At 31.8% G+C, this 22,601-nt stretch carries 21 protein-coding genes and 4 tRNA genes; 4 read left to right on the plus strand and 21 right to left on the minus strand.

The features are described from left to right. Positions 1–74: 74 nt before the first annotated feature. The 4 genes from HALO113_RS04930 to HALO113_RS04945 all read left to right on the plus strand — a co-directional run bounded on the left by HALO113_RS04930 (position 75) and on the right by HALO113_RS04945 (position 3,823). On the plus strand, positions 75–1,322 hold the full coding sequence (locus HALO113_RS04930; protein ID WP_159777965.1) for an MFS transporter: 1,248 nt from the start codon (positions 75–77) through the stop codon (positions 1,320–1,322). 60 nt (positions 1,323–1,382) lie between these two features. Next, positions 1,383–1,742 (plus strand): BlaI/MecI/CopY family transcriptional regulator, encoded by a 360-nt coding sequence (locus HALO113_RS04935; RefSeq protein WP_159777966.1) that lies wholly within the window; start codon positions 1,383–1,385, stop codon positions 1,740–1,742. Between the two features lies 1 nt (position 1,743). After that, entirely contained in the window at positions 1,744–3,618 is a 1,875-nt protein-coding gene (locus HALO113_RS04940; RefSeq protein WP_159777967.1) for a M56 family metallopeptidase, read from the plus strand. 64 nt (positions 3,619–3,682) lie between these two features. Then, complete coding sequence (locus HALO113_RS04945) at positions 3,683–3,823, plus strand: SsrA-binding protein (protein ID WP_159777968.1); 141 nt, start codon at positions 3,683–3,685, stop codon at positions 3,821–3,823. Between the two features lie 8 nt (positions 3,824–3,831). Here the strand turns inward: HALO113_RS04945 and HALO113_RS04950 are convergent, their stop codons facing one another. The 21 genes from HALO113_RS04950 to HALO113_RS05050 all read right to left on the minus strand — a co-directional run bounded on the left by HALO113_RS04950 (position 3,832) and on the right by HALO113_RS05050 (position 22,524). Next, on the minus strand, positions 3,832–4,869 hold the full coding sequence (locus HALO113_RS04950; protein ID WP_159777969.1) for a hypothetical protein: 1,038 nt from the start codon (positions 4,867–4,869) through the stop codon (positions 3,832–3,834). A gap of 7 nt (positions 4,870–4,876) precedes the next feature. Further along, positions 4,877–5,371, minus strand: a complete 495-nt coding sequence (locus HALO113_RS04955) for a GNAT family N-acetyltransferase (RefSeq protein WP_159777970.1) — start codon at positions 5,369–5,371, stop codon at positions 4,877–4,879. Positions 5,372–5,448: 77 nt separating this feature from the next. Next, complete coding sequence (locus tag HALO113_RS04960) at positions 5,449–5,757, minus strand: DUF3467 domain-containing protein (protein WP_159777971.1); 309 nt, start codon at positions 5,755–5,757, stop codon at positions 5,449–5,451. 78 nt (positions 5,758–5,835) lie between these two features. Beyond that, positions 5,836–10,134, minus strand: a complete 4,299-nt coding sequence (rpoC, locus tag HALO113_RS04965) for a DNA-directed RNA polymerase subunit beta' (RefSeq protein WP_159777972.1) — start codon at positions 10,132–10,134, stop codon at positions 5,836–5,838. 125 nt (positions 10,135–10,259) lie between these two features. After that, the gene (gene rpoB / locus HALO113_RS04970; RefSeq protein WP_159777973.1) at positions 10,260–14,072 is read right to left on the minus strand and encodes a DNA-directed RNA polymerase subunit beta; all 3,813 of its coding nucleotides are present in this window, start codon (positions 14,070–14,072) and stop codon (positions 10,260–10,262) included. A 249-nt stretch (positions 14,073–14,321) separates the two neighbouring features. Beyond that, positions 14,322–14,690, minus strand: coding sequence for a 50S ribosomal protein L7/L12 (gene rplL, locus HALO113_RS04975; protein WP_159777974.1), 369 nt, complete (start codon positions 14,688–14,690; stop codon positions 14,322–14,324). Positions 14,691–14,747: 57 nt separating this feature from the next. After that, positions 14,748–15,245 (minus strand): 50S ribosomal protein L10, encoded by a 498-nt coding sequence (gene rplJ, locus HALO113_RS04980; protein ID WP_159777975.1) that lies wholly within the window; start codon positions 15,243–15,245, stop codon positions 14,748–14,750. 23 nt (positions 15,246–15,268) lie between these two features. Beyond that, entirely contained in the window at positions 15,269–15,958 is a 690-nt protein-coding gene (rplA, locus tag HALO113_RS04985) for a 50S ribosomal protein L1 (RefSeq protein WP_159777976.1), read from the minus strand. Between the two features lie 18 nt (positions 15,959–15,976). Beyond that, the gene (gene rplK / locus HALO113_RS04990) at positions 15,977–16,414 is read right to left on the minus strand and encodes a 50S ribosomal protein L11 (protein ID WP_159777977.1); all 438 of its coding nucleotides are present in this window, start codon (positions 16,412–16,414) and stop codon (positions 15,977–15,979) included. Between the two features lie 64 nt (positions 16,415–16,478). Continuing rightward, positions 16,479–17,030 (minus strand): transcription termination/antitermination protein NusG, encoded by a 552-nt coding sequence (gene nusG / locus HALO113_RS04995; RefSeq protein WP_159777978.1) that lies wholly within the window; start codon positions 17,028–17,030, stop codon positions 16,479–16,481. Positions 17,031–17,034: 4 nt separating this feature from the next. Next, positions 17,035–17,229: a preprotein translocase subunit SecE gene (gene secE / locus HALO113_RS05000; RefSeq protein WP_159777979.1), complete on the minus strand. Its 195-nt coding sequence runs from the start codon at positions 17,227–17,229 to the stop codon at positions 17,035–17,037. 16 nt (positions 17,230–17,245) lie between these two features. Beyond that, a tRNA-Trp gene (locus HALO113_RS05005) sits at positions 17,246–17,317 on the minus strand. A gap of 57 nt (positions 17,318–17,374) precedes the next feature. Next, positions 17,375–18,562 carry an elongation factor Tu gene (gene tuf, locus HALO113_RS05010; protein WP_159777980.1) on the minus strand — a complete coding sequence of 396 codons (1,188 nt, stop codon included), beginning with the start codon at positions 18,560–18,562 and terminating at the stop codon, positions 17,375–17,377. A 57-nt stretch (positions 18,563–18,619) separates the two neighbouring features. Next, a tRNA-Thr gene (locus HALO113_RS05015) sits at positions 18,620–18,691 on the minus strand. A gap of 28 nt (positions 18,692–18,719) precedes the next feature. Further along, positions 18,720–18,800, minus strand: a tRNA-Tyr gene (locus tag HALO113_RS05020). Between the two features lie 33 nt (positions 18,801–18,833). Continuing rightward, positions 18,834–18,907: transfer RNA gene (locus HALO113_RS05025), tRNA-Thr, on the minus strand. Positions 18,908–18,996: 89 nt separating this feature from the next. Beyond that, on the minus strand, positions 18,997–19,299 hold the full coding sequence (gene hpf / locus HALO113_RS05030) for a ribosome hibernation-promoting factor, HPF/YfiA family (protein ID WP_159777981.1): 303 nt from the start codon (positions 19,297–19,299) through the stop codon (positions 18,997–18,999). A gap of 33 nt (positions 19,300–19,332) precedes the next feature. After that, positions 19,333–20,232 (minus strand): tyrosine-type recombinase/integrase, encoded by a 900-nt coding sequence (locus tag HALO113_RS05035; protein WP_159777982.1) that lies wholly within the window; start codon positions 20,230–20,232, stop codon positions 19,333–19,335. A 67-nt stretch (positions 20,233–20,299) separates the two neighbouring features. Beyond that, positions 20,300–20,494, minus strand: a complete 195-nt coding sequence (gene rpsU, locus HALO113_RS05040) for a 30S ribosomal protein S21 (RefSeq protein ID WP_140997633.1) — start codon at positions 20,492–20,494, stop codon at positions 20,300–20,302. Between the two features lie 184 nt (positions 20,495–20,678). Beyond that, the gene (locus tag HALO113_RS05045; protein WP_159777983.1) at positions 20,679–21,848 is read right to left on the minus strand and encodes an acyl-CoA dehydrogenase family protein; all 1,170 of its coding nucleotides are present in this window, start codon (positions 21,846–21,848) and stop codon (positions 20,679–20,681) included. Between the two features lie 37 nt (positions 21,849–21,885). Next, complete coding sequence (locus tag HALO113_RS05050; protein ID WP_236554597.1) at positions 21,886–22,524, minus strand: helix-hairpin-helix domain-containing protein; 639 nt, start codon at positions 22,522–22,524, stop codon at positions 21,886–21,888. Between the last annotated feature and the right edge of the window lie 77 nt (positions 22,525–22,601).

Genomic DNA, 22,601 nt, shown 5'->3' on the forward strand with positions numbered 1-22,601 from the left:
TTTACAAAAATATATATTTTGAGTTATATAATTTTAAAAAACCTATTTCGTACCTTTGAAAATCAATCAAAATCATGATAAAGAAGGCATTTTTAAAATATATCGAAAACTTTAAAGGTTTCTCTAGAGAAATTTGGATTCTAACTCTTATTACTTTTATTAATAGAGCAGGAACTATGGTACTCCCCTTCTTATCAAAATATTTAAATGAAGATTTAGGTTTTTCATTAGATAAAGTGGGTTGGATAATGGTTAGTTTTGGTTGCGGTTCCATGTTAGGCTCTTGGTTAGGAGGAAAATTAGCTGACAAAATCGGATTTTACAAAGTCATGATTTTTAGCTTATTAACCAGCGGTTTTATGTTCTTTGGTTTACAACATATTACGTCATACGAAGGATTGTTAATAGCCATTTTTTTAATTATGACCATAGCCGATATGTTTCGTCCAGCCATGTTTGTGTCATTAGGTGCCTATGCTAAACCAGAGAATAGAACACGAGCATTAACTTTAGTGCGATTAGCTGTTAATTTAGGTTTTGCAGCAGGACCTGCTTTAGGAGGACTTATTATAATGAATATTGGCTATAAAGGATTGTTTTGGGTAGATGGAATAACTTGTATTATTGCTATTCTTATATTTTGGATAAAAGTAAAAGAAAAAGAGCACTCTCCTTATTTAGATAAAAAAAATCCAGGAGAGATTTTAACAACTTCAGTCTTTCGCGATACTACTTTTTGGACTTTTTTACTTATGTGTTTAATTAATGGTATTATCTTTTTTCAATTATTTACTACTTTACCTATTTATCATAAAAAGCAATTTAATTTAACAGAATTTCAAACAGGCTTATTATTAGCATTTAATGGCATTCTAATATTTTTCATGGAAATGCCTTTAGTAAGCTATATAGAAAACAGAAAGATGAACAAAGCAAAAGTGGTTACTATTGGAACCTTTATAATGGCTTTATGTATGTATTTACTTCTTTTAAAACAATGGGTATTTGTTTTATGGATTATGATGTTTTGTATGACCTTTGGAGAAATGCTTGCTTTTCCGTTTTCTAATTCCTTCGCAATGAGTCGTGCACCTAAAGGACATGAAGGAAGATATATGGCTATATTTACTATGAGTTATAGCTTAGCACATATTCTCTCTTCTAAAACAGGTTTTTTTATTATTGAAAAATATGATAGTTTTCAACGGAATTGGTTCTTTATGGGTAGTATAGGTCTATTTGGTACTTTTCTTGGGGGATTGACTTTATATTTTCTTAAAAAAGAAAAAGAAAAAAATAAAACTAAAAAAATAGTTAAATAACTATAAAAATAGTTGTAAAACTAAAAATATAGTTATATGTTTGTGTAACAAAAAAAAGTTATGCAAAAATTAACCAATAAAGAAGAAGAAATCATGCAGATTTTATGGAAGCTTAAAAAAGCTTTTGTAAAAGACATCATGGAAGAAATTACAGAAGACAAACCACATTACAACACGCTTTCTACAATAGTACGCAATTTAGAGGAAAAAGGATATGTAGGTTATACTGCTTATGGAAAAACGCATCAATATTTCCCTCTTGTAAGTATTGAAAACTACAGAAAAAAATTCATGAACAGCGCTATTGATACTTACTTTAACAGTTCGTACAAAAATTTAGTTTCCTTTTTTGCTGAAGAAGAAAAAATTTCAGCTGACGAACTTCGAGAAATTTTAGAAATCATAGAAAAGAAAAAGTAATATGGAAAACTTGATGTTATATATTCTTAAAGTAAATGGATTATTAGTTGTTTTCTATTTAATTTATCATTTTCAATTAAAAAAGGAAACTTTTTTTCAAATTAACCGCAGTTTTTTGCTTTTAGGTATAATAACTTCATTCGTTTTACCACTCATTTCATTTACTACTATTATTTGGAAAGATCCAGAACCACTTACATCTGGTTATGCTTATCAAACCCTACCATTAAATTCATTCGAAAATAAAGTAGAAGTAGCACCATTTAATTGGAATCTGTTATTTTTTCTCTGTTATTTTTTAGTTTCTTTTTTCTTTTTGAGCAAACTATTGATAGAGTTTATTTCTTTCTTCAGAATCATCAAAAAAGGAAATAAAAGTAAGTCAGAAAAAATTATTTTGGTTGAAACCAATGAATGTCAGAATCCTTTCTCATTTTTCAACTACCTTGTCGTGAATAAAGGACATTTTACAACTGAAGAATTAGAATTAATATTAATTCATGAAAAGATTCACATAGAACAAAAACATTCCATTGATGTTTTAATAAGTAAACTATTGTGTTTATTATTTTGGGCCAATCCTATAGTCTGGTTTTATAGAAAAGCTATTTTAGAAAATTTAGAATTCATTGCAGATCATCAAACTTCTGCAAGATCCAATAAAACGTATGAATACCAAAAAACTTTATTAAAAGCAGTTATTTGTGCAAATCAATTATCAATTACAAATCAATTTTATCAATCATTAATCAAAAAACGAATCGTTATGTTAAACACCAATCCTTCACACAAAAAACAACTTTGGAAATACTGTTTGGTACTTCCTTTATTAATTGGTTTTATTTTCTTTTTCCAAATTCAAACCATTGCGCAAGTGAAAGAAAACCAAAATAATAATCAACAACAACAAGAAAGAGTTGAACTTCGCATCGATAAAAATTCGACAGATGAAGAAATTAAAAAAGAAACTAAATACCTTGAAGAAAAGTATCATTTAACGGTTAAAGTTTCAAAAATCAAAAGAAATAAAGAAGAAGAAATAGTAAGTTTAAAAATGGATTACAACGATGGTAAAGGAAATTCAGGATCAACGCAAATATCTGGAGACGAACCTATAAAACCTTATGTTTTTTTCATAAATAATAACAATGGAAAAAGAAATATGGGCTTTACTTCCCTTTCAAATGAAAATAAAAGTAATGCAACTTACACTTATGAGAGTGAAGATAATGATGAAGAAGATGCTTTAGCTTATTCATATGATGAGGGAAACATGCCTGTACCTCCAATGCCTCCTGTACCACCATCTTCTAAAATGCTAAAATCTATGCCAAGTCCTCCTAGTCCTCCAAATTTTCCACAAGCTCCAGAAGTTCCTTCCGATTTGAGTGATAAGCAGGCAATGAAAAATTTTGAAGAAAAAATGGCTGCATTCGAAATGAACATGAAAAAAATGCAACCACAAATGGAACAATTTGAAAGAGAAATGGAAAAGTATGAAATGCAAATGGAAGATTTTGAACCCGATATGAAAGACTTTGAAAAAGAAATGGAAAAATTTGAAAAAGAAATGGAAGCCTATCAAGAAAAAATGATGAAAAAACATCAATATGCTTATGAATATAAGGTTGAGAAAATGAATAGTCGAGATGCCTTAAATGAGGAAAACAAAATCCATCAAGAAGAAATGAAGAGAGCACATAAAGAAGCAATGGAAGCGCACAAGCTGGAAATGAAGGAAAGAAAAGAAGCGTTAAAAATGCGAATGGAAGCAGAAAAAGAAAGAATGAAAATGGAAATGGCAAGAATGAAAGCAGAAATGGAAAGAGAAAAAGCGGAACAAAAAAGAAGAAGTGAAGCTTTAAAAAAAATATAATTTAGATAAAGCATCCTTCCAAAAAAAGGATGCTTTTTTATGTATCTTTGTTAAAAACAAACTCATGTATAAATTTTTAGCCAAATTGAATAAAATTATTCTCCCTAGTTTTACCAAACAGAAACTAGATGTTACAAAAGCAAAAAAATGGCAAAAAGCAATATTAGCCTATCGCTATTATATTACCATAAAAAGTTTAGACTAAAATTAAAACTACCTTTGAAAATCGGAGTTATAAAAAAGGGTTAAAGATTTATTTTCATTTTGATAAGTTCTTTTTAATACCTCAATTTCATAAGAAAGCATATAAAACGCTTCTCTAATTTTATTAGATTCATAAATATTAAATTCATTTTTTTCATCTAATTTAGGGCTAAAAAAAGGATATACTTTTAGATTTCCACAATTATCTAAATGATTATAAACCGAATTATAATTTGCTAAATCGCTAAGATAGGCAAGATCATTTGGATGCAAATTTCCCCTCTTAATTTCACGTAGAATTACATCCTTCGAAACTGATTTAAAAAAACATAAGCTAGCATTTTTTAAGAAAAAATTTAAAAAATAATTAGAGAAATACGTTTCAGTAATTCTTTTGTAAAATTTATGCTTTGTAGGAATTTTATTTTCTCTTGAAGTAATATCATTTTTAGGTAATTTAACTTCTCTAAAAATGGTAGAATCAGAAATTCCAAGTAACTTATCGCTAGGAAAACCTTTTGATTGAATAAGTTCAGAAAAAACAGTCACATTCGAAGCTAATTTTGAATGATAGTCTTTTAGATCTAATTCTCTGTTTTTTAAATCCTTAATAGCAAAATCATATATTCTATCTAAATAATCGAAATCTATTCTACTCAAATATTTTTTTCTTTTTTCAATAATAATATCCTGCAATTTATCATCTTTTATAATTTTTGCTGTTGCTTCTTTTAAAACAGGAAAATTATCTAAATGATTCATTTTAAGCCCATTTTCAAAAGCTTGTAAAATATATTTTTGAGGATTTCTTTTATTTATTTTGGCTATTTGTGCTGCAATTAGTAAATCTTTCAAAAAGATAAAATCAAATTCTTTAAAAGTTTTATCATAATAATAAAAACAACTATCTACATTCTTATCCTTATAGAGAAATATTTCGGCTTTATTAATTTGGGTATGATAATCAAAATAATCTGCGTTAAATACCTGAGCATTAGAAAATTGCACAAAAACTAATACAAGAAAGTATAAGATGACTGGCTTCATTTAAATATTATAAAATTAATTCCATCACATAATCATCCATTACATAATTATTACCGATATCGATAACTTCTTCTTTTACAATTGCGAAACCTATTTTTTCGTAGAAAAACTTAGCTTGATTGTATTTATTTACATTCAAGAAAATAGCAATTTGATTATTTTCCAAAGCTTTCTCTTTTACAAAATTTACTAGTTTCTTTCCTAAACCTGTTCCTTGCATTTCGGGCAAAAGATATATTTTATGAATTTTTGTTTTTTGAGGCAGGCAATCCAATTCGTAAGAAACAAAACCTAAAGGTTTGTTGCTTTCATTAATTACCATATAAAAAACATGCCCTTTATCTTCCAATTGGGTTTCTAAAGCTCTAACATCATAAAATTGATTTAGCATATATTCTAATTGCTCTTTAGAAAGAATTTCTTTGTAAGCAACGGGCCATATAGTATATGCTAACTCTTTTATGATTGCTAGCTCTGTTTTTTCTATTTTAACGATATCCATCTGTATTAAATCAAAATTTATTGGAACTAAAATAATAAAACCATTTAGTTAATAAGATCTAAATGGTTTTATATTTTTTAAGCTTGTCCAGTAGGACCAAAATTTAAAGGAATTTGAGGATGTTCTCCTTCTTCTATTTTACCATGAGCTGCTTCAAAACGTTGAATATTTTCAGCCATAGCTTTTAGTAACCTTTTGGCATGCTGTGGTGTTAAAACAATTCGAGACTTCACTTTTGCTTTGGGAACTCCAGGCATAATTGCAATGAAATCTAATACAAATTCACTATTAGAGTGATTAATAATGGCTAAATTAGAATAAATTCCTTCTGCTGTTTTTTCATCTAACTCAATATTAATTTGACCTTGTTGGTTATTATTTTCCATAATTTCTGATTTAAAAAAAACCTAACAGAATTATCTGTTAGGTTTGGTTATACTTAATTGTAACGAACTACTAATTTATTAATAATTAAATTCTTCTTTAGCAGCCATTAATTCATTGTATTCTTCTTTAGATCCTACGATTGTATTATCGTATTCTCTCATACCTGTACCTGCAGGAATTCTGTGACCTACAATTACATTTTCTTTCAATCCTTCTAAAGTATCTATTTTACCAGCAACAGCTGCCTCATTTAATACTTTTGTCGTTTCTTGGAAAGAAGCTGCAGAGATAAATGATTTCGTTTGTAACGAAGCTCTTGTAATACCTTGAAGAACAGGTGTAGCAGTTGCAGTGATAATATCTCTAGCAACAACTAGATTTTTGTCTTCACGTTTTAATAGTGAATTTTCATCACGTAATTGACGTGGAGAGATAATTTGACCCGCTTTTAGATTTTGAGAATCTCCAGCGTCTTCAATTACTTTCATTCCGTATAATTTATCATTTTCAACGATAAAGTCGCTTGTGTGAGCCAATTGATCTTCTAAGAATAGTGTATCACCTGGATCTTGGATTTGAACTTTACGCATCATTTGACGAATTACCACTTCAAAGTGCTTGTCATTAATTTTTACCCCTTGTAAACGGTATACTTCTTGAATTTCATTTACCAAGTACTGTTGTACAGCAGATGGTCCTTTAATTCTTAAGATATCTTCTGGTGTAATGGCACCATCAGAAAGAGGCATTCCCGCTTTCACATAGTCATTCTCTTGAACTAAGATTTGGTTAGAAAGTTTTACTAAATATTTCTTCACTTCACCAAATTTAGATTCGATGGCAATCTCTCTATTTCCTCTCTTAATTTTACCAAAAGTAACTACACCGTCGATTTCAGAAACTACAGCTGGGTTAGAAGGATTACGCGCTTCTAAAAGCTCTGTAATTCTAGGTAAACCTCCTGTAATATCACCCGCTTTAGAGGAACGACGAGGAATTTTTACTAAAATTTTACCTGCCTTAATTTTCTCTCCATCATCTACCATTAAGTGTGCCCCTACTGGTAGGTTGTACGAACGAATTAACTCACCATCTTTACCATAGATATGTAAAGTTGGAATTAATTTTTTATTACGAGATTCAGAAATTACTTTCTCTTGGAAACCTGTTTGTTCGTCAATTTCAACTACAAACGAATCCCCTTGTTTGATATCTTCATATTCTACTTTACCCGTAAATTCAGAAATAATAACCCCGTTATATGGATCCCATTTACAGATAGTTGTACCTCTTTCGACTGTCTCTCCGTCTTTTACAAAAATACTAGAACCATAAGGAATATTATGAGTATTTAAAACGATACCAGTAGTTACATCTACTAATTTTAACTCCGTAGAACGTGAAATAACAATATCTACTGAATTTCCTTCTGCATCTTCACCTACAACCGTTTTTAAATCCTCAATTTCTAAACGACCTGCAAATTTAGTAATGATACTTGACTCTTCAGATAAACCTCCAGCAACCCCTCCAACGTGGAACGTACGTAGTGTTAACTGTGTACCAGGCTCACCAATAGACTGTGCAGCAATAACTCCAACAGCTTCTCCTTTTTGAGTCATTTTACCAGTTGCTAAGTTTCTTCCGTAACATTTAGCACAAATTCCTTTTTCAGCTTCACAAGTTAATGGAGAACGTACTTCAATTCTTTCTAAAGGAGAGTTCTCAATTTTCTTAACTAACGCTTCTGTAATTTGTTCACCAGCTGGAACTAATACTTCAGAAGTTAAAGGATTGATTACATCATGTAAAGCCACACGACCTAAAATTCTTTCTCCTAAAGACTCAACAATTTCTTCATTTTTCTTTAATGCTGTAACCTCAATTCCTCTTAAAGTACCACAATCTACAGAGTTTACAATAACATCTTGAGATACGTCATGCAACCTTCTTGTTAAGTATCCTGCATCGGCAGTTTTAAGAGCGGTATCCGCAAGACCTTTACGAGCACCGTGAGTTGATATAAAGTATTCTAAGATCGATAATCCTTCTTTAAAGTTAGAAAGAATCGGATTTTCAATAATTTCACCACCACCAGCAGTTGATTTTTTAGGTTTAGCCATCAAACCACGCATACCAGTTAACTGACGAATTTGCTCTTTAGAACCCCTTGCTCCAGAATCAAGCATCATATATACCGAGTTGAATCCTTGTTGGTCTTCTCTAATGTTTTTCATTGCTAATTCAGTTAACAATGCATTAGTAGAAGTCCAAACATCAATTACCTGATTATAACGCTCATTATTTGTAATAAGACCCATGTTATAATTCATTGTAATTGCCTCAACTTGTTCATTTGCATCAGCAATTAAATCTTGTTTCTTTTCTGGAATAATAATATCCCCTAAACTGAATGATAAACCGCCTTGGAAAGCGAATTTATAACCCATATTTTTCATATCATCTAAGAAAGCAGCAGTTGTAGGTACATCTGTTACTCCTAAGATTTTACCAATAATATCACGTAAAGATTTTTTAGTTAAGACTTCGTTAATATAACCAGCCTTTTCAGGAACTACTTCATTAAATAAAACTCTACCTGCAGTAGTTTGGATTATTTTATAAACTAATTCACCATTTTCATTGAAATCTTTTGCTCTTACTTTAATACGCGCATTTAAGTCTAATTTACCTTCGTTAATTGCGATATTTACCTCTTCAGCTGAATAAAAAGTTAAACCTTCTCCTTTGATTTTTAAATCTGGAGTAGATAAACGCTCTTTAGTCATATAATATAAACCAAGAACCATGTCCTGAGAAGGTACTGTAATAGGTGCTCCATTCGCAGGGTTCAAGATATTATGAGAAGCTAACATTAATAATTGCGCTTCTAAAATTGCTTCTGGTCCTAAAGGTAAGTGAACAGCCATCTGGTCACCATCGAAATCGGCATTAAATGCAGTACACGTTAATGGGTGTAACTGGATTGCTTTTCCTTCGATTAATTTTGGTTGGAAAGCTTGAATACCTAAACGGTGAAGCGTAGGAGCACGATTCAATAATACTGGATGTCCTTTGATTACATTCTCTAAGATATCCCATACTACTGGCTCTTTTTTATCAATAATTTTCTTAGCTGATTTTACAGTTTTAACAATACCTCTTTCAATTAATTTACGAATCACAAAAGGTTTGTATAATTCTGCAGCCATATCTTTTGGTAAACCACACTCATACATTTTCAATTCAGGTCCTACAACAATTACAGAACGAGCTGAATAATCCACACGTTTACCTAATAAGTTTTGACGGAAACGACCTTGTTTACCTTTTAAGGAATCCGATAATGATTTTAAAGGTCTGTTTGATTCTGTCTTAACAGCAGATGCTTTTCTAGTATTATCAAATAACGAATCTACTGCTTCTTGAAGCATACGTTTTTCGTTACGTAAGATAACTTCTGGAGCTTTAATCTCAACTAATCTTTTCAAACGATTGTTACGGATGATTACTCTTCTGTACAAATCATTTAAATCTGAAGTAGCGAAACGACCTCCATCTAGTGGCACCAACGGACGTAATTCTGGTGGAATAACTGGAATTACTTTTAAGATCATCCATTCTGGAAGGTTTTCTCTGTTTAAGTTAGCTTCACGGAAAGACTCAACGATGTTTAAACGTTTTAAAGCTTCTGTTTTACGTTGTTTAGATGTCTCAGTGTTTGCAGCGTGACGCAATTCAAACGACAAAGAATCTAAATCAATTCTTGATAATAAATCCATAATACATTCAGCACCCATTTTAGCGATGAATTTATTTGGATCGGTATCATCTAAATATTGATTTTCCATTGGAAGGGTATCTAAAATATTCAAATACTCTTCTTCTGTTAAGAAATCTAATTTATTTAAAGTTTCACCTTCTGGTCCTTTAGCAATACCTGGTTGAATTACTACATATCTTTCGTAGTAAATAATCATATCTAATTTCTTAGAAGGTAATCCTAAAATGTAACCAATTTTATTGGGTAACGAACGGAAATACCATATGTGAGCGATAGGCACCACTAAATTAATGTGACCTACTCTATCTCTACGAACTTTCTTTTCTGTTACTTCAACACCACAACGGTCACAAACAATCCCTTTATAACGGATTCTTTTATATTTTCCGCAGGCACATTCATAATCCTTTACTGGTCCGAAAATTCTTTCACAGAAAAGACCATCTCTTTCAGGTTTGTGCGTACGATAGTTAATAGTTTCAGGTTTTAAAACCTCACCTCTTGACTCTGCCAAAATAGATTCTGGTGAAGCCAATCCTATCGTAATTCTGTTAAATCTTTTAACGGTGTTTTTATCTTTTAATCTTGTCATGATCTGATTACTATCGATTTTTTGTAAAAAACTTTTGTTCAGTTATACAGTTCCCAATTAAGGGCAACAGTCTCAGTATTCAGTCGCAAAACTGATTACTGCGACTGAGACTGTTACTGCTTTATTTATTCTTCTAATCTGATGTCTAAACCAAGACCTTTCAATTCATGCATTAATACATTGAATGATTCAGGTAATCCTGGTTCTGGCATTGTTTCTCCTTTTACGATGGACTCGTAAGTTTTAGCTCTACCGATTACATCATCAGATTTAACCGTCAATATTTCTCTTAAAGTACTTGATGCACCATATGCTTCAAGTGCCCAAACCTCCATTTCTCCAAAACGCTGACCTCCGAATTGAGCTTTACCTCCTAATGGTTGTTGCGTAATTAAAGAGTATGGACCAATAGAACGAGCGTGCATTTTATCATCTACCATGTGTCCTAATTTCAACATGTAAATTACACCCACAGTTGCTGGTTGGTGGAAACGTTCTCCAGTACCACCATCATATAAATAGGTATGACCGAATCTTGGAATTCCAGCTTCATCAGTTAAAGCATTGATTTGATCTAAAGAAGCTCCGTCAAAAATAGGTGTAGCGAATTTTTTACCTAAATTCATTCCAGCCCATCCTAATACGGTTTCATAAATCTGCCCAATGTTCATACGAGAAGGTACCCCAAGTGGATTCAATACAATATCAACTGGTGTTCCATCTTCTAAGAAAGGCATATCTTCATGACGTACAATTCTAGCCACAATACCTTTGTTACCGTGACGACCCGCCATTTTATCCCCTACTTTTAACTTACGTTTTTTAGCGATATAAACTTTAGCTAATTTTAAAATTCCAGCTGGTAACTCATCTCCAACTGTAATCGTAAACTTCTCTCTTCTCAACCAACCTTGTAAGTCATTTAACTTAATTTTAAAGTTATGAACTAAATCATTTACCATTTTATTAGTAACCTCGTCGGTTGTCCATTGTCCTTTTGTTAAGTGAGCAAAATCTTCAACTGATTGTAACATTTTTTTAGTGAATTTTTTACCTTTTGGCAATACTTCTTCACCTAAATCATTCATTACACCTTGAGATGTTTTACCATCAATGATTACAAATAATTTTTCGATTAATTTATCTTTTAATTCATTGAATTTAACTTCAAATTCTATGTCAAGTTTATCGATATCTTCTTTGTCTTTTGAACGCTTACGCTTATCTTTAACTGCTTTAGCAAATAATTTTTTATCTAAAACAACACCATGTAATGATGGAGAAGCTTTTAACGAAGCATCCTTTACATCACCCGCTTTATCACCAAAGATAGCACGTAATAATTTTTCTTCTGGTGTTGGATCTGATTCTCCTTTTGGAGTGATTTTTCCTATAAGAATATCACCAGGTTTTACTTCTGCACCAATACGAATCATTCCATTTTCATCTAAATCTTTAGTAGCTTCTTCAGAAACGTTTGGAATGTCATTTGTTAATTCTTCGTTACCTAATTTTGTATCACGAACTTCTAACGAATAATCATCAATGTGAATAGAAGTAAAAATATCATCACGAACAACTTTTTCAGAAATTACAATCGCATCCTCGAAGTTATAACCTTTCCAAGGCATGAAGGCTACTTTTAAGTTTCTACCTAAAGCTAACTCTCCATTTTGTGTTGCATATCCTTCACAAAGTACTTGTCCTTTAGCAACTTTATCACCTTTTCTAACGATTGGTTTTAAGTTGATTGAAGTACTTTGGTTCGTTTTTCTAAATTTAATTAATTGGTATGTTTTTTCATCTTCTTCAAAACTTACCATTCTTTCTTCTTCCGTTCTATCGTACTTGATTGTAATTTTATTAGCGTCTACATAAGTAACTGTACCTTCGCCTTCAGCATTAATCAGTACGCGAGAATCAGAAGCCACTTGTCTTTCTAAACCAGTGCCCACAATTGGTGATTCTGGTCTTAACAAAGGAACTGCCTGACGCATCATGTTTGATCCCATCAAGGCACGGTTCGCATCATCGTGCTCTAAGAATGGAATTAAAGAAGCTGAAATAGAAGCAATTTGGTTAGGTGCTACGTCAGTATAATGAACCACATTAGGTTCCACAACTGGGAAATCGCCTTCTTCACGAGCAATAACCTTTTCAGCAGTAATTTTACCTCCATCATTCATTTCAATGTTTGCTTGTGCAATCATTTTTCCTTCTTCCTCTTCAGCACTTAAATAAATTGGTTCCGATACTAAATCTACAACTCCATCCATTACTTTACGATAAGGAGTTTCAATGAATCCCATTCCATTTACTTTAGCATAAACTCCTAATGAAGAGATAAGACCAATGTTTGGTCCTTCTGGAGTTTCAATAGGACATAAACGACCGTAATGCGTATAGTGAACGTCACGAACCTCGAAACCAGCACGCTCTCTAGATAAACCTCCAGGTCCTAATGCAGATAAACGACGTTTATGAGTAATCTCTGCTAATGGATTTGTTTGATCCATAAATTGAGACAACTGATTGGTTCCGAAGAAAGAGTTTATTACCGATGATAATGTTTTTGCATTAATCAAATCGATAGGTGTAAACACTTCATTATCTCTAACATTCATTCTTTCTCTAATAGTTCTTGCCATACGAGCAAGACCTACACCAAATTGTTGTGATAATTGTTCACCAACTGTTCTTACACGTCTGTTAGATAAGTGATCGATATCATCAATCTCTGCTTTAGAATTAATTAATTCAATCAAATACTTAACAATTGTTATGATATCCTCTTTGGTTAAGACTTGCTTTTCCATTGGAATATCTAACTGTAATTTTTTGTTCATTCTATAACGACCAACTTCACCTAAGTTATAACGTTGATCAGAGAAGAATAATTTATCTATAATACCGCGAGCCGTTTCCTCATCAGGTGGTTCTGCGTTACGTAATTGTCTATAAATATGCTCAACAGCCTCTTTTTCAGAGTTTGTAGGGTCTTTCTGTAAAGTATTGTGAATAATAGTATAATCAGCTGCATTATTATCTTCCTTATGTAAAAGAATAGCTTTTACATCTGCATCTATAATTTCTTCAACATTATCTTTATCTAAAATAGTATCACGATCTAAAATGATTTCATTTCTTTCAATAGATACTACTTCTCCAGTATCTTCATCTACGAAATCTTCATGCCAAGTATTTAAAACACGAGCAGCAAGTTTTCTACCGATATATTTTTTAATACCCGTTTTAGAAACTTTGATTTCTTCAGCTAAATCGAAAATTTCAAGAATATCTTTATCTCTTTCAAATCCGATAGCTCTAAATAAAGTAGTTACAGGTAATTTTTTCTTTCTATCAATATAAGCGTACATTACACTATTGATATCTGTTGCAAATTCTATCCAAGAACCTTTAAAAGGAATAATTCTTGCAGAATATAGTTTTGTTCCATTTGCATGGAAAGATTGCCCAAAAAACACTCCAGGTGATCTATGTAATTGAGATACAACTACACGTTCAGCACCATTAATTACGAATGTACCACTAGGTGTCATATAAGGGATTGTCCCTAAATAAACATCTTGAACAATTGTTTCAAAATCCTCATGTTCAGGATCAGTACAATACAATTTAAGACGTGCTTTCAAAGGTACACTATACGTTAAACCTCTATCAATACACTCTTCTATTGTATAACGTGGTGGATCAATAAAATAATCAAGAAATTCTAAAACGAATTGGTTTCTTGTATCTGTAATTGGGAAATTTTCCATGAAGGTATTGTAAAGTCCTTCATTGCCTCTTTCGTCTGATTTTGTTTCTAGTTGAAAAAAATCTTTAAATGATTTTACCTGAATATCTAGAAAATCTGGATAATTAGGAATGTTCTTCGTAGAAGCAAAATTTAATCTTTCAGTCTGATTTGTTATCATCAATGGACAAAATTTTGATTTAAAAAAAGTAATTTTTTTGTGTAAAACACTATTTTAATTTATACTTCCTTTTAATATAATTAACACATCTTTAAAGATAGACCAGGAAAGATAGTCTATTTTTTTTCTTCGTATTAATTACAAGATTTCATAAAGAAATTAAAAACATAATTTTCTTATACGAAAAATGGTTTAGGCCTTTGAGAATAAATCTCAAGGCCTAAACCTGGTTTTATACCTAAGTTTAACTTATTTAAGCTCAACTACAGCACCAGCTTCTTCTAAAGCTTTCTTAAGACCTTCAGCCTCATCTTTAGAAACTCCTTCTTTAACATTTGCAGGAGCACCGTCTACCATATCTTTAGCTTCTTTAAGACCTAAACCTGTTAATTCTTTAACCGCTTTAACAACTGCTAATTTAGAAGCACCTGCATCTTTCAATACAACAGTGAATTCAGTTTGCTCAGCAGCAACAGCAGCATCACCAGGACCAGCCACAACAACTGCAGCAGCAGCTGGCTCGATACCATAGTCATCTTTTAATATTGTTGCTAATTCATTAACTTCTTTTACAGTTAAGTTAACTAATTGTTCTGCGAATTGTTTCAAATCTGCCATTTTTCTATCTTTTAAAATGTTTTGTAAAAATTATAATTTATTAATGTGCGTTCTTTATTATTCAGCTGACTCTTCTTTACCTTCTTGGTTTTGAAGTGCAGCAATAACTCTTTGAGCAGGTGATTGTAATAATCCGATGATTTCACCAATAACTTCAGCTCTAGATTTAATAGAAGCTAATTTATCTAAGTTTTCATCACCTATATATACATCCTCAGTAATGTAAGCACCTTTTAAGATTGGCTTACTACCTTTCTTACGAAATTCTTTTATAATTTTAGCTGGAGCATTTGCAACATCAGCAATCATTATAGAAGTATTTCCTTTTAATACTGATGATAAATCACCAAAATCTGTATCAGAAGCTTCCATTGCTTTTTCTAGCAATGTATTTTTAACTACTTCTAATTTGATTCCTGCTTTAAAACAAGCTCTTCTTAAGTTTGAAGTAGAATCTGCATCTAGTCCTGAAGTATCTGCTAAATAAATAACATTTACTCCCGCTAACTTTGCAGTTAAATCTTCAATAGCGATTGATTTTTCTTCTCTAGTCATACTAAAAATTTTTAACTACCAAATTATACTGCTTTAGGATCTAAAGCAATAGCAGGACTCATTGTACTTGATAAGTGTATAGACTTAATATAAGTACCTTTAGCTGCAGTTGGTTTTAATTTAATTAATGTTTGAATGATTTCATGTGCATTATCGTATATTTTATCAGCATCAAAAGATACTTTTCCAATACCCGCATGCACGATACCTGTTTTATCAACTTTAAAGTCAATTTTACCCGATTTAACTTCTTGAACAGCTTTTGCAACATCCATAGTTACAGTACCTGTTTTAGGATTAGGCATTAAACCTCTTGGTCCTAAAATACGACCTAAAGGACCTAATTTACCCATTACAGCTGGCATAGTAATAATAACATCTACATCTGTCCAACCATCTTTTATTTTTTGAAGATAATCGTCAAGACCTACATAGTCTGCACCAGCTTCTTTAGCTTCAGATTCTTTATCTGGAGTAACTAAAGCTAAAACACGTACATCTTTTCCTGTTCCATGAGGTAATGTTACTACACCTCTTACCATTTGATTCGCTTTTCTTGGATCTACTCCTAAACGAACAGCTATATCTACAGACTCATCAAATTTTGCAGAAGCAACTACTTTAATTAATGCAGCAGCATCTTTTAATGTATATTGTTTGTTCTTCTCAATTTTTGAAGCAGCCTCTTTTTGTTTTTTTGTCAATTTTGCCATGTCTAATTCTTTTAACGATTAAAAAGGAGCATTTCCAGATACTGTTATACCCATAGATCTAGCAGTTCCAGCAACCATACTCATTGCTTTTTCAATTTCGAAAGCATTTAAGTCGGCCATCTTGTCTTCTGCTATAGTTCTAATTTGATCCCAAGTAACATTTGCTACTTTTTTACGATTTGGTTGTCCTGAACCAGACTTAACTTTAGCTGCTTCTAATAATTGAATAGCAGCTGGTGGCGTTTTAACAACAAAGTCAAATGACTTGTCTTTATACACAGTAATTTGTACTGGTAAAACTTTGCCAGGTTTATCTTGAGTTCTAGCATTAAATTGCTTACAAAACTCCATGATGTTAACCCCAGCAGCCCCCAAAGCAGGTCCAACCGGTGGCGATGGATTCGCAGCACCTCCCTTAACTTGTAGTTTAACTACTTTACTAACTTCTTTTGCCATTTTTAAAAAAATTTAGCACATCTATCAATTGGAAGCGATTGATGTGAATTGTATATGTAACTTATTATATTTTTTCTACTTGCATAAAACTTAATTCTAATGGTGTTTTTCTTCCGAATATTTTCACCATTACTTCAAGTTTACGTTTTTCTTCATTGACTTTTTCAATAGAACCATTAAAACCATTAAAAGGTCCATCTATTACTTTCACAGTTTCTCCAACCGAAAAAGGAATAGCGATATTATCTACTTTAACAGATAATTCATCTACTTTACCTAACATTCTGTTTACTTCAGACATCCTTAGAGGCACAGGTTCACCTCCTTTAGTTTCACCTAAAAAACCAATTACACCAGGAATAGACTTAATAATATGCGGAACCTCTCCAGTAAGATTAGCTTCAACCATGATATAGCCAGGGAAATATACTTTTTCCTTAGCCATTTTTTTTCCATCTCTTATTTGAACTACTTTTTCAGTAGGTACTAAAACTTGAGAAACATAGTCAGATACTCCCAATCTAAGTGTTTCAGACTCAATATAAGCTTTAACTTTATTTTCCTGACCACTTACAGCCCTTACAACATACCATTTTTTCACATTATTATCCGCCATGATATTATCTTAGTAAGTTATAAAAGCCTTCAAGAGCTTTAACAAACAATTGATCTACACCATAAGTCAAAAGCGCAAAAATAACTGAAAACAAAGCTACTATAATTGTTAAACGCTGAACTTCAGCCCATTCAGGCCAAGTTACATTAGATTTCAATTCTTGAAATGCTTCTGAAATATAATTAACAAAATTCGTCATTACTTTATATGATTTGCACGGGCGGAGGGATTCGAACCCCCATCAATGGTTTTGGAGACCACTATACTAGCCCTTGTACTACGCCCGTTTATTATAAGCCAGTTGAAAAATCAACTGGCTTTTATTTATTTTATAGACTTAAAAATTAGTCTAAGATTTCAGTTACCTGACCAGCACCAACTGTTCTACCACCTTCACGAACTGCGAAACGTAATCCAACAGATAATGCAATAGCACTTAACAATTTAACTTCAATAGTTAAGTTATCACCTGGCATAACCATTTCTACACCAGCTGGTAAAGTAATAGTACCAGTTACGTCAGTTGTACGTACATAAAACTGAGGACGGTAGTTATTATGGAATGGAGTATGACGTCCACCTTCTTCTTTTTTCAAGATATACACCTCTGCTTTGAAATGAGCGTGTGGTTTAACAGATCCTGGCTTAACAATAACCATTCCTCTTTTGATATCTTCTTTAGCAATACCTCTCAATAAGATACCTGCGTTATCTCCAGCCTCACCTCTATCTAAGATTTGACGGAACATTTCAATACCTGTAATAGTTGAAGTTAATTTCTCAGCACCCATACCAACGATTTCAACTGGATCTCCAGTGTTTGCAATACCAGTTTCGATACGACCTGTAGCAACAGTTCCACGACCCGTAATTGTAAATACGTCTTCAACTGGCATCAAGAATGGCTTATCAACATCACGAGCTGGTAATTCAATCCAGTTATCAACTGCTTCCATTAAAGCTAATACTGTATCAACCCATTTTGGCTCACCATTTAAAGCTCCTAATGCAGAACCTTGAACAACAGGACCATTATCACCATCATATTGATAGAAAGATAATAAATCTCTAATTTCCATTTCAACAAGCTCTAATAACTCAGCATCATCAACCATATCAACTTTGTTCATGAAAACAACCATTCTTGGAACACCTACTTGGCGACCTAAAAGGATGTGTTCACGTGTTTGTGGCATAGGACCATCAGTAGCAGCAACTACTAAGATAGCTCCATCCATTTGAGCAGCTCCAGTTACCATGTTCTTAACGTAATCCGCGTGACCTGGACAGTCAACGTGAGCATAGTGACGATTTGCTGTAGCATATTCTACGTGAGAAGTATTAATAGTAATACCTCTTTCTTTTTCTTCCGGTGCATTATCAATTTGATCAAACGATTTTGCTTCAGAATAACCAGCATCAGCTAACACTTTAGTTATTGCAGCAGTTAAAGTTGTTTTACCGTGATCTACGTGTCCAATAGTACCAATGTTTAAGTGTGGTTTGGAACGATCAAAATTTCCTTTTGCCATGATTTAATAATTTAATCTTAGTTATTTATTAGTGTTCAAAAATTATAACATCTCCAGAGCCAATGACGGGATTTGAACCCGTGACCTCTTCCTTACCAAGGAAGCACTCTACCCCTGAGCTACACCGGCTTACATCTGTCATCAACAGGAATGTTAGTGGGGAGAGCAGGATTCGAACCTGCGAAGGTTACCCAGCAGATTTACAGTCTGCCCTCGTTGGCCGCTTGAGTATCTCCCCTAACTTTTTTATTATCAGTTGCTTATATTTAAGAGCCGATGGAGGGACTCGAACCCACGACCTGCTGATTACAAATCAGCTGCTCTAGCCAGCTGAGCTACACCGGCAACACAATAAAAAAGTCCGCTATTTCTAACGGACTGCAAATGTATAGAATTTATTTTTTATTCAAAACTTTTTTTGTCTTTTTTTTTAATTAAGCGTGAGCTCTTATTTTTTCTTTATATTTTACTAAAACTCTTTCAAGAGATTCTTCAGACGAATCTACAGCTTCTTCAAAGGTTTTACACGTTTTTTTTACCACAAACTCGTCTCCTGGAACATTAATTTTTATCTCTACTGTTTTATTTTCTTTATCACTTGTGTTTTCTAATTTCAAAAACACTTCAGAAGAAATGACTTTATCAAAATATTTTTCCAATTTACCTAATCGCTCTTGAATAAAGTTAACTAATTTTTTGTCTACATTAAAGTTAACTGCCTGAACATTTACTTTCATACTTTTAATAATTACATAGGTTAAACAAGTGAATTATTTACGGTTTCTAGGATGCGTATCTTGATACACTTTTTTTAACTCTGCGAGGCTACTATGAGTATATATTTGTGTAGAAGACAAACTAGCATGACCCAATAATTCTTTTACTGAATTTAAATCGGCACCATTATTTAGCAAATGAGTTGCGAATGAATGCCTAAGAACGTGAGGACTCTTTTTCACCTTAAGAGACACACTACTAAAGTAATCATTAATTAAACGATAGACAAATGATTCACTAACTTTATTTTTGTTTTTTGACAAAATTAACACTTCAGAAGTTACTCCTTCTAGCATTTCTAGGCGTAATTCTAAATATTTTTGAAGCAAAATAAGTGTACATTCTAGTAGAGGAATAATTCTTTCTTTATTTCTTTTACCTAGAACTTTTACAGTACGATTTGAAAAATCAATATTATGTATTTTTAAATTAATCAATTCTGCCCTCCTTATACCTGTTGTGTAAAACAATTCTAAGATTAATTGATTCCGTTTATCTTCAAAAACATTTTTTGAAAACTGACTCACATCGAAAACCGCTTCCATTTCTTTTTCTGAAAATGGAACTTGAACTTTTTTTGGTGTTTTTAGAGATTTATGCTTTAACAAAGGATTAACTTGGATTTGTTTTATCTTAAGCAGAAACTTATAAAAGGATTTTAAAGCAGACACTTTCCTATTAATAGACTTATTTGAAATTCCTTCTTCTACTAATAACACTATCCAACTTCTAATTAAAGGATAAATTACTGATTCCAAATTTATTTTATCATGTTTTTCATCTAAAAATTGCTGAAAACTTAAAATATCATTGCAATATGCATTTACGGTAAGAGGAGAATACTTTTTCTCCTTAAGTAGATAATCCTGATATGCTTGAAAATTTGATGCCATAAAAAAACCGTTAGAAACAAAGTTACACTTTATTCTCTAACGGTTTTATATTTTTAATTCAAAAATATTATGACTCTAAAGAATCTTTTAATCTTTGAATGTAAGCAGCTTTTTGAATAACAGCTCTTTTAACGATTGACGGTTTGTGGAAAGCTTGTCTCGCTCTTAATTGACGAACAGTTCCTGTTTTATCAAATTTTCTTTTGTAACGTTTTAACGCTTTATCGATATTTTCTCCGTCTTTAATTGGAATAATTAACATAATTTAGGCACCCCCTTTCATTTAGACCGCAAAATTATAATTTTATTTTTAAATATGAATAATAAATTATGAATTATTTTTATAATTTCTTTTTAGCCCTGATGGAAGCGACATCCTTTTTTGTTGTCAAACGGGGTTGATAACAAAAAAGATATAGCGGACAGCAGGATAGAGCTTCTAAAAATTATTCTACAGCGGGCTTATAATTTTTATTATCAATTATCATTTTTGAAAGAATCTCTTTTAAAATTTCTGAAGTTCCTCCTCCGATAGGTCCTAAACGACTATCTCTAAACAATCGAGCCAATGGATATTCTTCCATATAACCATAACCTCCTAGCATTTGTAAACAACTGTATATGGTTTCATCTGCCACTTTTGTAGATTTTAATTTAGCCATTGTTGCTTCTTTAACAACATATTCTCCATTATTTAAACGAGCTATAGCTTCATAATTAAAAACCTTACAATGTTCCACATCTGTAGTATGTTCTACTATTTTATGTCTTAATGCTTGGAACTTATCAATTGATTTTCCAAAAGCTTCTCTTTGCGACATATATTCTAAAGTATACTCTATCGCGTAATCAGCTCTTGCATGTGCATTGATAGCCATAACCAATCTTTCCAAAGCAAAATGTTGCATGATATATGGAAATCCTTTACCTTCTTCTCCCATTAAGTTTTCTAAAGGAATAGCTACATTATCAAAAGAAATTTCTGCTGTATCAGATGCTCTCCAACCTAATTTATCCAATTTTGTAGCATTTACACCTGGAGTATTTGTTTCAATTAAAAAAATACTAATACCTTTATTTCCTAACTCTGGGTTTGTTTTAGCAGCAACTACATAATAATCGGCATATACGCCATTTGTAATAAATGTTTTAGAACCATTAAGGATATATTGATTTCCTTTTTTTATAGCTGTTGTTCTCATTCCAGCCACATCACTCCCTCCAAAAGGTTCTGTAATACATAGAGCCCCAATTTTATCACCTGAAATACTAGGTGCTAAAAAATTTTCTTTAATTTGTTCACTTCCTTCCGCATTCAAATGTGTCATTGCTAAATAAGAATGAGCCCACATAGCAGCAGCAAATCCAGCTGATTTTATTTTTTGAAGTTCTTCCAAAAAGATTACGGTATAAAATAAATCTAAATTAAGTCCTCCATAGGCTTCAGGATATTTTAATCCAAAGAAACCCATTTCTCCAAATTTTTTCCAAATAAAACGTTCAATAGTACCGCTTTTTTCCCATTTTTCTATATGAGGTACGACTTCTTTTTGTAAAAAATCTCTAAAACTAGATCTAAATAATTGATGTTCTTCTGTGAAGTATTTTGAATTCATAAATCTCAAACTGATTTGATTAAATTGAGTTATTTTTTTAGAATTCCAAATATAAGGCGATTATTTTTAATTTTTCTAAAGGACAGTTGTTAATTTTTGCTAAATCGTCAATAGAGGAAAAAGTACCATTCATACTCCTATAAGTGACAATTTCTTTTGAAAAAGCATAATTAAAATAGGGAAATTTACTCAATTCTTTAACTGAAGCAGTATTAATAAAAATCTTTTTCAAATTAGCATTAGATTGAACATAGAATCTCCGTTTACATTCCTCATAGACTTCTGGTGAAATTCCCCAAATAAACTGAAGTTGTTCAATTGTAGCAAATTGACCCAACTTTTCTTTTTCTTTGAGTATGATATCTGAAATTTTATCTCCTATTCCAAACACTTCCATAAAATCTTCTTTAGTAGCTTGATTTAATTCTTTTGGAATTATTTTAACTTTTTTTTCTTGAAAAGAAACTGCTTCTTTAGTAGAAACTTTATTTGAAGTAATCCAATCTGGAAACTTAAAATAGGGAGAAATTTCATTTAATAACTCTGTAGATATTTTTGTTATTTTTTGAAATTCTTCTTTAGAGTTGACAAATTTTCCAGTTGATCTAAAACGATGTAACCGATTAATCTCCTCTATAGACATACCTAACATATAACCTTTATAGTCGAGTTGCATATTATTTTTTTTACAAATATACTTCTTTAAAAGCATAAGAAAATACATAAAGTATTATTAAATTTACATAAAAAATA

Origin of the sequence: Flavobacterium sp. 9AF (genome assembly GCF_902506265.1) — a bacterium.
Taxonomy (GTDB): Bacteria; Bacteroidota; Bacteroidia; order Flavobacteriales; family Flavobacteriaceae; genus Flavobacterium.